This window comes from Murinocardiopsis flavida, from assembly GCF_003014485.1.
In the GTDB taxonomy this organism is placed as follows: domain Bacteria; phylum Actinomycetota; class Actinomycetes; order Streptosporangiales; family Streptosporangiaceae; genus Murinocardiopsis; species Murinocardiopsis flavida.
In genome coordinates this window covers 240,121-252,423 of sequence record NZ_PYGA01000005.1, presented here as the reverse complement: position 1 = coordinate 252,423, position 12,303 = coordinate 240,121, and the positions used below count along the sequence as shown (strand labels likewise).

Below are 12,303 nucleotides of genomic sequence, written 5' to 3'. Positions count from 1 at the left end.
ACCCGGCCACGAGAGGGAAGCATGCCGAAGACCACGATCGCCGAGGAGCTGCTGCTCCTGTGCTACGACCCCGGAACGGGCCGTCCACTGGTCGATTCCACCCGGCTCACCTGCGGCCTGGTCGGCGCCATGGTCGCCGACCTCGCCCTGGCCGGGCGCCTCGGCATCGACGCCGAGCGCCTGTACCCGCTCGACGGCGCACCGATGGGCGATCCCCAGCTCGACGGGTTCGCCGCCCGCGTCGCGGCCGAGCCGCGCCCGCGCAAGATCAAGTGGTGGGTCACCAAGGTCCAGAACGCGCGACTGCGCAAGGCGCTGCTGGGCGGCGCCGTGGCGCACGGCGTCCTGACCCACCAGGCCCGCCGGGCGCTCGGGATCTTCCCCATGAACGACTACCGCCCCGCCCAGCCGGGGCAGCGCGACGACCTGGTCCTGCGGCTCGGCTCGGTCCTGCGGCAGGAGCACCCCGCCGACTCCAGGTCGGTCGCGCTGCTGGCGCTGTGCGGCGCCGTGCGCGTCGACCGCAAGCTGTTCCGCGAACTGCCGCAGGGGGAGCGCCGCCGGATGATCAAGGCGGTCATGGCCGGCGACGAGATCGGCAGGGCCGTGAAGTCGGTGATCCAGTCGATCGAGGCCGCGACCGCGGCGGCCGCCTCCGCGGGCTCGGCCGGCGCCGCCGGGAGCTGATCCGATGACGCGCGGCACCACCCGGACCCGCCCCGACAGGGCGCGCGGGCACGACCCCGAGAGAGACAGCGAGAACGGTCGAGAGAACGGCCGAGAGAACGGCCGAGAGAACCGCCCGGCGGCGCGGCTCCTCGCCGACGACCTCCTCGTCCTCACACTCGACCCGGCGACCGGCCGCCCCCGCGGCCGGTTCGCGGCGGTGAACTGCGGCCTCGCGGGGGCGCTGCTGGCGGAGCTGGCACTGGCGGGCCGGCTGCAACTGGAGCGGTCGCGGGTGCTGGGCGCGCAGCAGGCCGCGCACTCCGACGCCGAGCTCGCCGACATCGCCGGCACCATCGCCGCCGAGACCCGGCGCCGCACACTCGCCTCCTGGGTGCACAAGGTCCAGGGCCGCAAGCTGCGCCGCAGGCTGCTGCGGCGCGCCGTCGCTGCGGGGATCCTGCGCGCCGAGAGCCGCCCCGGCCCGTTCGGCGTGCCCGTCACGAGGTACGCCGCCGCCGACCCCGCGGCGGCCGCCGATCGCGCCGAGGCGCTGCGGACGGCCGTGCGGACCGGGCGTGTCCCCGACGCGCGCACCGGGGTCCTGCTCGCCCTGCTCGCCGCGACCGGCCTCGACGCCCGGCTGCTGCCCGACCAGGCCCGGTCGCGGCGCCGCAAGGCGATCGCCGCCGCGGTCCGCGGCGACGCCACCGGCGGGGAGGTCGCCGCGGAGGTGGGCGGGGCGGTCCGCTCCACCGTCCAGCGGATCCAGATCGCGCTCGCCGCCGCGATCGGGGCGGGCCTCGTGCGGCCGATCCTGGGGGCCTGAGAGGATCTCGCCCATGGCCACCCACCTCGTGTCGCGGAGCGTCGTGATCGACGCGCCCGCCCAGACGATCTTCGACATCCTCGCCGCACCGCACCGCCACAGTGAGTTCGACGGGTCGGGCTCGGTGAAGGGGCTGGTGGAGGGGCCCGAACGGCTCACACGCGGCGCGCGCTTCGGCATGGACATGGTGCTCGGGCTGCCGTACCGGATCTCCAATCGCGTGGTGGAGTTCGAGGAGGGGCGCCGCATCGCCTGGCGGCACGCCGGACCGCACCGCTGGCGCTGGGAGCTGGCCCCGTTCGGCGACGGCGCCACCAGGGTCACCGAGACCTTCGACTACACCCGTGCGCCGCGCGGCGTGTACCAGTTGCTCGGAATCCCCGCGCGCAACGCCCGCGGCATCGAGCGCACCCTGCCGCGGCTCAAGCGCCTCGCCGAGACCGGCTGACCGCGCCGCCCCGGCTACGAGCGGTAGACCTCGCGGCGGTGGCCGATGCGGACGACGACGATGCGGACGACCTCGTCCTCGATGTGCACCACGAACCGGTAGCCGCCCACCCGGTACCGCCACAGCCCCGCCATCCGGGCGCCCTGGAGTGCGTCGCCGAGGGACCTGGGGTCCTCCGCGGGGGCGATGCGCTCGTAGAGGAAGTCCCGGATCCGCTCGGCCTCCTTCCGGTCGATCTGGCGGAGCGCGCGGTCGGCGCGCGGGGTGATCTCAATCTTCCAGGTCATACTCTGCCATGGCTTCATCGAGGGGGATCGAGCGCGTACGGCCGGCACGGAGGTCTTCGACTTCGCGTTCGGCCAGGTAGACGTCTTCCATATCATCCAGATTGTTGGCGACCAGTTCGCGGACGTAGTAGCTCTTCGAGCGGCCGGTCTCGCGGGCGAGGACGGCGAGGCGCTCCTCGATCGCGTCGGGAAACCTGACGGTCAGCATCGGTGCCTCCATAGTTGTCATACACGTATTACAGATAATACTTGTATGACAGAAAATACGTCGGGGCATGCCGGTGGTGTCCTGTCAGGAGGTCGCGGTCGAGGGGGAAAGAGTAGCGGACTCCTGACCCTCCGTGTCCCACCTTGTCGCGACACCGGTGACGCCCGGGTAGTGCTCGCACTACCCGTGGCGTCGTGTTCGCGCCATGGCGACGCGGAACCCCGACTCCGTACCTTTGAGAAACGGTCGGACAGGCGGTCGGACAAAGGGGCGGGGCACCAATGGCGGGGGCTGGAACGGGGCGGGTGCGCGCGGCCGCGGCACGCGCCGCGGCCGGGCTCACCACGGCGCGCACGTGGGGCGACCGCGCCGTCGCGCTGACCTACCTGCTCACCTCGCTGGTGCTGGCCCTCCTGCACCTGGTCCCCGCGGCCTGGCTGCTGGGCGGGCTGGTCGAGTTCACGGACACCGTCCGCATGAGCCTCCTCGGCTACCCCAACGGTGCCGGCGTCGGCGGCGCCTTCCTCAGCATGATCCTGGCCCCGGCCGTCGCCGCGACCCTGCTCGCCCGCGCGGCCTGCTGGGTCGGCCGGGCCCGGCTGGCGGGCCTGTTCGGCATCGTCGAGACCCCGCTGCCGATCCCGGAGCCGCCGCACCCGCGGCCGATGGTGCTGCGCGTCCTCGACTACCTCCTCGGCCGCGAGGCGTGGGCCGCCGTCTACCGCAGCACCGTCATCGGCCTGTACGGCCTGTTCGCCGGTTCCCTCGCGCTCGGCCTGGTCATCTACGGGGTGGGCACCTCCGCGGGGATCCTCATCGGGCTCGGCATCGCGGCCGCCCAGGGCGAGCTGACCAGCGCGGCGCCCGCATGGCACGAGGCCGTCCCGTTCAGCCTCGCCGTCGGGCCGGTCGCGGCGCTGCTCAGCCTGCTGATCGCGCCGGCCCTGATCGGCGCCGAGACGTCGCTGACCAAGCGCCTGCTGCTCGACGTGCCCGAGGCGCAGGTGCGGCGGCGCCTGGTGGAGCTGCGCGACAGCAGGCTCCGAATGGTCGACGTCGCCGAGGCCGAGCGCCGCAGGATCGAACGCGACCTGCACGACGGCGCCCAGCAGCGCCTGCTCGCGGTCACCATGACGCTCGCCCGCGCCCGCGCGAAGTTCGACCGCGACCCGGACAAGGCGCGCGAACTCCTCGGCCAGGCGCAGATCGAGGCGAAGGCGGTCATGGCGGAGCTGCGCGACGTCGCCAGGGGACTGCACCCCAAGGTCCTCACCGACCACGGGCTGGAGTCGGCCCTGCCGGTCGCCGCCGGGCGCTGCCCGCTGCCCGTCAAGGTCCGCGTGGACCTCGCGGAGCGCCCGTCCCCGCGCGCCGAGGGCGTCGCCTACTACGCGGCCTGCGAGGCGCTCACCAACATCACCAAGCACGCCGGAGCGGGCGCCGTCACCGTCGCGGCCGAGCGGGTGGGTGCCGACGACGCGGGCGGCGACCTCCTCCGGCTCACGGTCGCCGACGACGGCGCCGGCGGGGCCGACCCCGACGCCGGAACGGGGCTCTACGGGCTCTGGGACCGCATCAACGCCGTCGACGGCAGGCTCGTCGTGCACAGCCCCGCGGGTGAGGGCACCGTCCTCACCGCGGACATCCCCTGGGAGGCATAGACCGATGAGAGTCATCATCGCCGAGGACTCGGTGCTGCTCCGCAGCGGCATGGTGAAGCTGCTGGAGGACGAGGGGATCCGGATCGTCGCCGAGGCCGGCGACGCCGACGAGCTGCTCGCCGCCGTCGCCGCCCACCCCGACGTGGACCTGTGCCTCATCGACATCCGCATGCCGCCCTCCCACTCCGAGGAGGGCATGCACGCCGCCATCCGCATCCGGGCCGAGTACCCCGGTGTCGCCGTCCTGCTGCTCTCGCAGCACGTGGTCGGCCGGTACGCCGCCGAACTGCTCGGCGGCGGGTCCACCAAGGTCGGCTACCTGCTCAAGGACCGGGTCGCCGACATCGACGAGTTCGTGGTCACCCTGCGCCGCATCGCCGACGGCGGCGCGGCCATCGACCCAGAGGTGGTGTCGCAGTTGCTGAGCAGGAACCGCGCCGGGGCGTTGGACCGGTTGAGCCCGCGGGAGAACGACGTCCTCGCGGCCATGGCCGAAGGGCTGAACAACGCGGGCATCGCCGCGCGGCTGTTCATCACCGAACGCGCGGTCGAGAAGCACATCCGCGCCATCTTCACCAAGCTCGACCTCGGCCACGACGACCACGATCACCGCCGGGTACTCGCCGTGCTGCGGTTCCTCCGCAGCAGCACCAGTGCCGCCGGCGCCTCCTGACCCCCACACCACGCACGGCCCGAAAGGACAGACGATGACATTCACCGGCAGGGGCCTGTACGCCGCTTCGAGCAAGGTGCCGCGCGGCCGCCGCGTCGGCTGGCTGGCCGCCGGCGTGCTCCTCGGGATCCTCGCGGTCTGCGCGGGACTGGTCTCGGGGATCAGCATGATCAGCACGCACGGCGGGACGGAGCGCGACTCCTTCAGCGGGGTGGCGACCGTGGTCGTGGAGAACGGGACGAAGGGCTCGATCGAGGTCGTCGGCGTCGGCGGCGACGAGGTGACCGTCGAGCGCTCCACACGCAGCCCGCTCGGCGAGAGCGCCGACGACTCGCTCCGCAGGAAGGGCGGTGTGCTCACGGTCGACGCCGGGTGCAGCGGCTTCCGGATCGTGGGCGGCTGCGCCGTGGACTACACCGTCAAGGTCCCCCGCGGTACGGAACTGGACCTCGACGCCCAGGACGGCGCGATCTCGGTCCGGGGGGTCGAGGCCGACGTCGTCGCGGACAACACGAACGGGCCGCTCCGCCTGACCGGGATCGAGGGCGACGTACGCGCGGTGTCCGTCAACGGCAAGGTCGCCGTGGCGGGCAAGGGCGGCACGCTGGTCGCCGAGTCCGTCAACGGCGGCGTCGACGCGACCGGGTTCACCGCGGACGACGCGACGGTCGGCTCCGTGAACGGCTCGGTGTCGCTCGGCGGCGGGTTCACCACCGCGTCGGTCGAGACGGTGACGGGCAAGATCCGCGTCTCCACCGGGACCCCGTTCAAGGAACTCGCGGCGAAGTCCACCGCGGGGCCGGTGACCCTCGAGGTCCCCGACGGCACCTACCGGGTCACCGGGGAGTCGTCGCTGGGTGAGCGCGACATCGCCGTCCCGACCAGCCCCAAAGCGGACTCCCTCATCGACGTGGACACCACGGCCGGGCCGGTGCGGATCGGCCTTGCCGACCGGTAGCGCCGCGGGGCGCCCGCTGCGCTGCGGCCATGGGGCGTCCGGCGTGTCGGCGCGGACGCCGGCCATGACCTACAGTCCATAGCGCAGAGCGAGAACGCGGCCCGGTGGCACGGGCGGTCCGAGCGGAGAGCGTGGGGGCATGGAAGCAACGTCGTTGGCGGAGGTCTGGCAGGACGTCTTCCGCACTCAGCCGGCCCCGCCGTACTGGCTGGTGGCCGCCGCCGGAGTGGTCGCGCTGGGGCTGGTCCTCACGAGCGGGCCGTGGCGGGTGGCCCGCAACGTGGTGACCATCGCGCACGAGGGCGGGCACGCCGTAGTGGCGCTGGTCAGCGGGCGCCAGCTCACCGGTATCCGGCTGCACTCCGACACCTCCGGGGTCACGGTCTCGCGGGGCCGCCCCGACGGCATCGGGATGATCCTGACCGTCGCCGCCGGGTACATCACCCCGTCGCTGGTGGGCCTCGTCGGCATCCTGCTGCTGATGAACGACCGCATCACGATGCTGCTGTGGATGAGCATCCTGGTGCTCGCCGCGATGCTGCTGCTCATCCGCAACGTCTACGGCGTGGTGTCGCTGGTCGGCACCGGGGCACTGGTGTTCCTGGTGTCGTGGTTCACCCCCGCCGAGGTCCAGGCGGCGTTCGCCTATCTGTTCACCTGGTTCATGCTGGTGGCGGGGGTGCGCCCGGTGTTCGAGCTCCAGGGGCAGCGGGTGCGCCAGCCGTCGCCGCACTCCGACGCCGACCAGCTCGACCGCCTCACGGGCGTGCCGGGGACGGCGTGGGTGTTCTTCTTCGGCGCCGTCAACGTCGCCGTCCTCGCGTTCGGGGTCTGGCTACTCCTGTTCCCCTGAGCCCCGGGCCCGCGCCGCGCTCACCGCGCCTCCGGCGCGGTCTCTGCTGCGGGGTCGCCGGTCGCTGCGGGGGCGGTGCGGTTCATGGGGGCGATTGTGCACCCGGGACGTGGCGAAGGGGCGCCCCGCCATGGCGGGGCGCCCCTGTGGCGCCGGATCGGGGCTGCGCGCTCAGCCGGGAGTGGCGGTCTCCAGCGGTGCGGCGAGGGCGTCGGCCACGGACGGGAAGACGGGGATGCGGCTGTCGATCGCGGTGACGCGCAGGATCTGCGCGACACGGGCGTTGGGGGCGGCGATCAGGACGTGGCCGTAGTGCTCCTTGGCGGACTTGTGGGTCTGGATGAGCACCCGCAGGCCGCTGGAGTCGATGAAGTTGAGGTCCTGGCAGTCGAGGACGACCCGGCCGTGCGGTTCGGCTTCGACGGCACCGACCGCGGCGGCGTGGAACTGGTCCTCGGTCGCGATGTCGATCTCGCCTTCGAGGAGGAGCACCGTGCCGTCGTCATGCGGACAGGTGGTCACCTTCAGCGCAGGCATCCTGTCTCCGGGGTGGTACGCCGATCCGGTCGTCCGGCTGTGCGGCACGGCGGAGCGCACACCGGCGATCCGGAGCCGGCCTTGTGGGCCGTGCTGCGGGACCGACTGGGTTGCGCCGCTGTGGCAGTACTGCTGACTCATTATGTGTTTGACCCCTCATGGCCGACCCTGCTCATGGCAGGTCGGGCATAGGTGAATTCGCCGCTTTTACCGAGGGTGCGGCGCCGACCCGTGTGTGGGAAAACCTCAGGCGGTGACGGGCTCCGGCCGCTCGGCCTGGTGGTGGCCCTCGTGGTCCGTTATGTGAGACGCTCGTGAGCCGTGAGCGTAGGGTCCGCTCATTTCCTAAGTCGCTTAATACAGCGCCTGTCCCGGACACTACCACATGGACTGTGGCCCTTTCGTGACGTTCGTGAGACCTTCGGGCCGTTCGGGTTCGATGCCCGAGTTGTGAGTTCGCTGGGTGGCGCGCCGCCGGTGTCGGGGGTCCGGGCGAATGCGCAGGTCACCCGCATCCAGCGGGGCCCGCCCGTGTGCGGCGGTGTGTCGGTCGCCACGTTCATCGGGGCGGCGGGTCCGGCGGTGGGGCCGCCGCGGCCGGTTGCGGCCGCTGTGATGTCGGTCGCGGCTCCGTGCGGAGGCCGTCGAACGCCACGGCTGCGACCACCGAGGCGAGTTCGGCCCCGTCGAGGCCGCGGCCCGGACGGTACCACTCGATCAGCGAGTTGACCATGCCGAACAGCAGCCGCCCGGCGATCTCGGGGTCGATGTCGGCCCTGATCTCGCCGGCGGCGGCGCCCTCGCGGACCAGCCCCGCCACTATCTGGTCGAACTCGCGCCGGCGCGCCAGCGCGCGCCGCTCGACGGCGGTGTTGCCGCGCACCCGCAGCAGCAGGGTGACGTGCGGCAGTTCGGCGACCAGCACCGTCACACTGCCGCGCACGACGTGTTCGAGGCGGTCGATCGCCGGGCCGGCGGCGGCTCCGGGCTCGGCGGTGACGGCGAACAGCGCGTCGAGCGCGCGGTCGAGCGCCTGCCGCAGGAGCTCCTGCTTGCCGCTGACGTGGTGGTAGATGGCCGACTTGGTGATGCCGAGCGCCCGGGCGAGGTCCTCCATGCTGGTGCCCTCGTAGCCGCGCTCGTTGAACACCCGGACCGCCGTGCGGAGGACGGAGTCGGCGTCGTGGCCGGGCCGCCCGGCACGGGATCGGGGCGGACCGGTCGGCGGAGTGATGGCCACAGTGACCGAATCTACCGGGGGAGACGCTGCGGGCACGGCAGCGGGTACGGCACCGGGCGCCATCAGTGGCGCTCGTCGAGGATGCGGGCGGCCTTGCCGACCGACCGCTCCAGCGCGCCGGGCGCCACCACCTCGATCCCGGCGCGCACGCCCGCGTAGTCGCGCAGCGCGGCCGACAGCAGCGGGCCGGCGGCGGCGATGTCGGGCCCCGCCGCGCCGGGCCGGTGCTCCACCCGCACGGTCAGCTCGTCGAGGCGCGCGGGGCGGCGCAGGACGAGCAGGAAGTGCGGCGCGAGGCCGGGTGTGCGCAGGACCAGCTCCTCCACCTGGGTGGGGAGCAGGTTCACCCCGCGCAGGATGATCATGTCGTCGCTGCGGCCGGCGACCTTCGCCATGCGCCGGAACGCCGGCCGCGCCGTGCCGGGGGACAGCCGCGACAGGTCGCCCGTCCGGTACCGGATGACGGGCATGGCCTCCTTGGTGAGCGAGGTGAAGACCAGTTCGCCGTCGGTGCCGTCGGGCAGGACCGCGCCGCTCGCCGGGTCGACCACCTCGGGCAGGAAGTGGTCCTCCCAGATGTGCGGCCCGTCCTTCGCCTCCACGCACTCGTTCGCCACACCGGGCCCCATGACCTCCGAGAGCCCGTAGATGTCGACGGCGTCCAGGTCGAAGGCCGCCTCGATCTCGGCGCGCATGTCCTCGGTCCACGGCTCGGCGCCGAGGATCGCGGTGCGCAGCGAGGTGGCGCGCGGGTCGAGCCCCTGCCTGCGGAACTCGTCGGCGATGGTGAGCAGGTAGGAGGGGGTGACCATGATGGTCTCCGGGCGGAAGTCCGTGATGAGCTGCACCTGGCGCGGCGTCTGCCCGCCGGAGGCGGGGATCACGGTGCAGCCCAGCCGCTCGGCGCCGTAGTGCGCGCCGAGGCCGCCGGTGAAGAGCCCGTAGCCGTAGGCCACGTGCACCTTCTCGCCGGGCCGCCCGCCGGAGGCGCGGACGCTGCGCGCCATGAGGTCGGCCCAGACGTCGAGGTCGCCGCGCGTGTAACCGACGGCGGTGGCGCGCCCCGTGGTGCCGCTGGAGGCGTGGACGCGCAGGACCCGGTCCATCGGGACCGCCATGGCGTCGAACGGGTAGGCGTCGCGCAGGTCCTGCTTGGTGGTGAACGGGAACGCGGTGAGGTCGGCGAGCGTGCCGAGGTCGTCGGGGCCGATCCCGGCGGCGTCGCACTTGGCGCGGTAGAAGCGCTGGTGGGTGTACGCGTGCCGGACGCTCCACCGCAGCAGGCGCAACTGGTGCTCCGCGAGTTCCGCGGGGCCGACCTGCTCCATGGCGTCGAGCAGGGGTGGCCCGTGCGCACCGCGGGACTGGCGGGGGACCGCGACGGGAGGCGGTGCGATTCCGGGGGCCGGTTCGGTCATGGTCGGTGTCCTCAGGGTCGGGGCCTCGGTGCCGGGGCCGCAGTGTCGGGTCGGCGGGGGTCGGGTCCTCAGCGCCGGGCGGCGGGCAGCGCGCGGCTGCGGCCCCGGAACTCGGCGATGACCTCGTCCGGGCCGGCGGACGCGGCGGCGCGGGTGACGGTGGCGTCGTAGAGCCCGCTGCGGCCGTAGCGGGTGCGCTCGGTGGCGTGCGCTGTGAGCAGGTCGCCGGCGCGGGCCGCCGCGACGAAGGTGATGTCGGCGCCGGCGGCGACGGTCGCCACCCCGTAGGTGTTGCACGCGGCTGCGAACGCGGTGTCGGCGATCAGGAAGACATAGCCGCCGTGGCACAGGCCGTGGCCGTTGACCATGGCCGGGGTGACGCGCATGGTGGCGCGGGCGCGCCCCGGGGCCACCCGGTCGACGTCGATCCCCAGCGGGCCGGCCGACACGTCGGCCGCCATCATCGCCGCGACCGACTCCTCGGCCGTGCGCTGCGGGTCGGCACCGTTGTGCGGCGGCTGGTACACGGGCGCTCGTCTCCGCGGGGCGCGCGGCCACCCCACTGCTCGCCGCCCGGTCGCGGCACCGGGCCGCTGCGGCCCTTGCGCCCTACCGAACGGTCGGTTAGGAATACCCCATCAGCAAAGCACCACGGGCGGGTGCTCTGTCAAGGGTCGGCCCGATGGCCCGCCCGGCCGCGTCCGCCGGAGTACCCGGTGGCCGCGGCCGGTGGAACGGGCCGGCCCGATGCGATGGTTGGGAGTACGGACTCGTGGGCCACGTCAGCACGGAACCGGCGGAACTGCTCGAACGGCACCGGACGACACTGGACGAGGCGGTGGCCGCGGTCCGCGGCCGGCACTTCTGGTCGCCCTACCCGGAGTCGCCGAGCCCCAAGGTCTACGGGCCCGACGCGGCCGAGCGCGGGCAGGCGGCGTTCGAGGGCTACCTCGGAAAGGACTTCCCGCTCGACCAGCCCGGCGGCGACGACAGGGTCGTGACCGAGCGCTCCCCGTACGGCATCGCGCTCGGCGTCGGCTACCCGCACGCCGACCCCGACACGCTCATCGCCGCGTCGGCGGCCGCGCTGCCCGGGTGGCGCGACGCCGGCCCCGACGCCCGCGCCGGCGTCTGCCTGGAGATCCTGGACCGGCTGAACAAGCGGAGCTTCGAGATCGCGCACGCCGTGCAGCACACGAGCGGCCAGGCGTTCGTCATGGCGTTCCAGGCCGGCGGCCCGCAGGCGCAGGACCGCGGGCTGGAGGCGGTGGCCTACGGCTACGACCTCACGGCCCGCTACGCGGGGTCGGTCCGCTGGGAGAAGCCGCAGCGCAAGGGCGACCCCCAGGTCATGGACAAGCGCTTCCACGTGGTGCCGCGCGGCGTGGCGCTGCTCATCGGCTGCGCGACGTTCCCGACCTGGAACAGCTACCCCGCGCTGTTCGCCAGCCTGGTCACCGGCAACCCGGTGATCGTCAAGCCGCACCCGCGCGCGGTCCTGCCGCTCGCGATCACCGTCGCCGTGGCGCGCGAGGTGCTCGCCGAGTGCGGGTTCGACCCCGACACCGTCCTGCTCGCCGCCGAGCGCCCCGAGGAGCGCGTCGCCGCCGCCCTCGCCGTCCGGCCCGAGGTGCGCGTCGTCGACTTCACCGGGTCCACCGAGTTCGGCGACTGGCTGGAGGCCCACGCCCGCCAGGCATTCGTGAACACCGAGAAGGCGGGGGTGAACGCCGTCGTCCTCGACTCGACCGACGCCTACGCCGCGATGCTCGGCAACCTCGCGTTCTCCCTGTCGCTGTACAGCGGGCAGATGTGCACCACGCCGCAGAACATCTTCGTGCCGCGCGGCGGCATCGACACCGACGAGGGCCGCAAGTCCGCCGAGGAGGTCGCCGCCGACCTCGGGGAGGCGGTGTCGCGGCTGCTCGGCGACGTCGGCCGGGCCACCGGCATTCTCGGCGCCATCAGCGGCGACGCGGTACTCGGGCGCATCGAGGAGGCCGAGTCGCTCGGCGCCGTGGTGCGCGGGTCGGCGCCGGTGGCGCACCCCGACTTCGCCGACGCGGTGGTGCGCACGCCGCTCATCGTCCGGGTCGACGTCGCGCGCCGCGACGTCTACGGGCGGGAGCACTTCGGCCCCATCTCCTTCGTCATCGGCACCGAGGACACCGCCGAGTCGCTGCGCCTGCTGCGCGAGACGGTGGGCGAGCGCGGCGCGCTGACCGCAGCGGTGTACTCCACCGACACCGGCGTGCTCGACGACGCGGAGCGGAGCGCGCTGGCGGCAGGGGTGAACATGTCGGCGAACCTCACCGGCCAGGTCTTCGTGAACCAGTCGGCCGCGTTCAGCGACTACCACGGCAGCGGTGCGAACCCGGCGGCGACGGCGTCGCTGACCGATCCGGCGTTCGTCGCCGGCCGATTCTCGTTCGTGCAGTCGCGCCGCCCGGTCTGATCCGCCCCGTGCCCGTCCGCGCGTACCGGCGCGGGCGGGCACGGCCCGCCTCCGTTCGGGGGCATCGACG

At 73.5% G+C, this 12,303-nt stretch carries 14 protein-coding genes; 8 read left to right on the top strand and 6 right to left on the bottom strand.

The features are described 5' to 3' along the window. Nucleotides 1–21: 21 nt before the first annotated feature. From CLV63_RS09855 to CLV63_RS09845, 3 genes are read left to right on the top strand one after another with little or no spacing between them, the layout of a single operon-like run. Entirely contained in the window at nt 22–687 is a 666-nt protein-coding gene (locus CLV63_RS09855) for a GOLPH3/VPS74 family protein (RefSeq protein WP_106582623.1), read from the top strand. A gap of 4 nt (nt 688–691) precedes the next feature. Beyond that, nucleotides 692–1,495: a GPP34 family phosphoprotein gene (locus CLV63_RS09850; protein ID WP_106582622.1), complete on the top strand. Its 804-nt coding sequence runs from the start codon at nt 692–694 to the stop codon at nt 1,493–1,495. A 13-nt stretch (nt 1,496–1,508) separates the two neighbouring features. Next, on the top strand, nt 1,509–1,943 hold the full coding sequence (locus CLV63_RS09845) for an SRPBCC family protein (protein WP_106582621.1): 435 nt from the start codon (nt 1,509–1,511) through the stop codon (nt 1,941–1,943). A 14-nt stretch (nt 1,944–1,957) separates the two neighbouring features. Here the strand turns inward: CLV63_RS09845 and CLV63_RS09840 are convergent, their stop codons facing one another. Then, nucleotides 1,958–2,230 (bottom strand): type II toxin-antitoxin system RelE family toxin, encoded by a 273-nt coding sequence (locus CLV63_RS09840; RefSeq protein WP_106582620.1) that lies wholly within the window; start codon nt 2,228–2,230, stop codon nt 1,958–1,960. Continuing rightward, nucleotides 2,214–2,438: a type II toxin-antitoxin system RelB family antitoxin gene (gene relB, locus CLV63_RS09835; protein WP_106582619.1), complete on the bottom strand. Its 225-nt coding sequence runs from the start codon at nt 2,436–2,438 to the stop codon at nt 2,214–2,216. Before relB ends, CLV63_RS09840 begins: the two co-directional genes overlap by 17 nt. Before the next feature lie 281 nt (nt 2,439–2,719). Here relB and CLV63_RS09830 point away from each other — a divergent pair, with 281 nt between their 5' ends. The 4 genes from CLV63_RS09830 to CLV63_RS09815 all read left to right on the top strand — a co-directional run bounded on the left by CLV63_RS09830 (nt 2,720) and on the right by CLV63_RS09815 (nt 6,583). Further along, nucleotides 2,720–4,099 carry a sensor histidine kinase gene (locus CLV63_RS09830; RefSeq protein ID WP_106582618.1) on the top strand — a complete coding sequence of 460 codons (1,380 nt, stop codon included), beginning with the start codon at nt 2,720–2,722 and terminating at the stop codon, nt 4,097–4,099. 4 nt (nt 4,100–4,103) lie between these two features. After that, nucleotides 4,104–4,772 (top strand): response regulator transcription factor, encoded by a 669-nt coding sequence (locus CLV63_RS09825; protein WP_106582617.1) that lies wholly within the window; start codon nt 4,104–4,106, stop codon nt 4,770–4,772. A gap of 34 nt (nt 4,773–4,806) precedes the next feature. Continuing rightward, a complete protein-coding gene (locus tag CLV63_RS09820; RefSeq protein ID WP_106582616.1) occupies nt 4,807–5,730 on the top strand; it encodes a DUF4097 family beta strand repeat-containing protein in 924 nt (307 codons plus the stop codon). Nucleotides 5,731–5,869: 139 nt separating this feature from the next. Beyond that, entirely contained in the window at nt 5,870–6,583 is a 714-nt protein-coding gene (locus CLV63_RS09815; RefSeq protein ID WP_106582615.1) for a M50 family metallopeptidase, read from the top strand. Between the two features lie 171 nt (nt 6,584–6,754). On the opposite strand, the gene CLV63_RS09810 is transcribed toward CLV63_RS09815, so the two are convergent. The 4 genes from CLV63_RS09810 to paaI all read right to left on the bottom strand — a co-directional run bounded on the left by CLV63_RS09810 (nt 6,755) and on the right by paaI (nt 10,305). Continuing rightward, complete coding sequence (locus CLV63_RS09810; protein ID WP_106582614.1) at nt 6,755–7,120, bottom strand: STAS domain-containing protein; 366 nt, start codon at nt 7,118–7,120, stop codon at nt 6,755–6,757. A gap of 559 nt (nt 7,121–7,679) precedes the next feature. Beyond that, a complete protein-coding gene (locus tag CLV63_RS09805) occupies nt 7,680–8,360 on the bottom strand; it encodes a TetR/AcrR family transcriptional regulator (RefSeq protein ID WP_281260712.1) in 681 nt (226 codons plus the stop codon). A gap of 62 nt (nt 8,361–8,422) precedes the next feature. Continuing rightward, nucleotides 8,423–9,778, bottom strand: coding sequence for an AMP-binding protein (locus CLV63_RS09800; RefSeq protein WP_106582612.1), 1,356 nt, complete (start codon nt 9,776–9,778; stop codon nt 8,423–8,425). Nucleotides 9,779–9,846: 68 nt separating this feature from the next. Continuing rightward, on the bottom strand, nt 9,847–10,305 hold the full coding sequence (gene paaI / locus CLV63_RS09795) for a hydroxyphenylacetyl-CoA thioesterase PaaI (RefSeq protein ID WP_245928687.1): 459 nt from the start codon (nt 10,303–10,305) through the stop codon (nt 9,847–9,849). 245 nt (nt 10,306–10,550) lie between these two features. Here paaI and paaN point away from each other — a divergent pair, with 245 nt between their 5' ends. Beyond that, nucleotides 10,551–12,233, top strand: coding sequence for a phenylacetic acid degradation protein PaaN (gene paaN / locus CLV63_RS09790; RefSeq protein WP_245928686.1), 1,683 nt, complete (start codon nt 10,551–10,553; stop codon nt 12,231–12,233). Nucleotides 12,234–12,303: the final 70 nt, after the last annotated feature.

Bases quoted from the DNA above. Each gene is read 5' to 3' on its own strand.
- CLV63_RS09855 (WP_106582623.1), top strand. From the start codon at position 22: ATGCCGAAGACCACGATCGCCGAGGAGCTGCTGCTCCTGTGCTACGAC.
- CLV63_RS09850 (WP_106582622.1), top strand. From the start codon at position 692: ATGACGCGCGGCACCACCCGGACCCGCCCCGACAGGGCGCGCGGGCAC.
- CLV63_RS09845 (WP_106582621.1), top strand. From the start codon at position 1,509: ATGGCCACCCACCTCGTGTCGCGGAGCGTCGTGATCGACGCGCCCGCC.
- CLV63_RS09840 (WP_106582620.1), bottom strand. From the start codon at position 2,230: ATGACCTGGAAGATTGAGATCACCCCGCGCGCCGACCGCGCGCTCCGC.
- relB (WP_106582619.1), bottom strand. From the start codon at position 2,438: ATGCTGACCGTCAGGTTTCCCGACGCGATCGAGGAGCGCCTCGCCGTC.
- CLV63_RS09830 (WP_106582618.1), top strand. From the start codon at position 2,720: ATGGCGGGGGCTGGAACGGGGCGGGTGCGCGCGGCCGCGGCACGCGCC.
- CLV63_RS09825 (WP_106582617.1), top strand. From the start codon at position 4,104: ATGAGAGTCATCATCGCCGAGGACTCGGTGCTGCTCCGCAGCGGCATG.
- CLV63_RS09820 (WP_106582616.1), top strand. From the start codon at position 4,807: ATGACATTCACCGGCAGGGGCCTGTACGCCGCTTCGAGCAAGGTGCCG.
- CLV63_RS09815 (WP_106582615.1), top strand. From the start codon at position 5,870: ATGGAAGCAACGTCGTTGGCGGAGGTCTGGCAGGACGTCTTCCGCACT.
- CLV63_RS09810 (WP_106582614.1), bottom strand. From the start codon at position 7,120: ATGCCTGCGCTGAAGGTGACCACCTGTCCGCATGACGACGGCACGGTG.
- CLV63_RS09800 (WP_106582612.1), bottom strand. From the start codon at position 9,778: ATGACCGAACCGGCCCCCGGAATCGCACCGCCTCCCGTCGCGGTCCCC.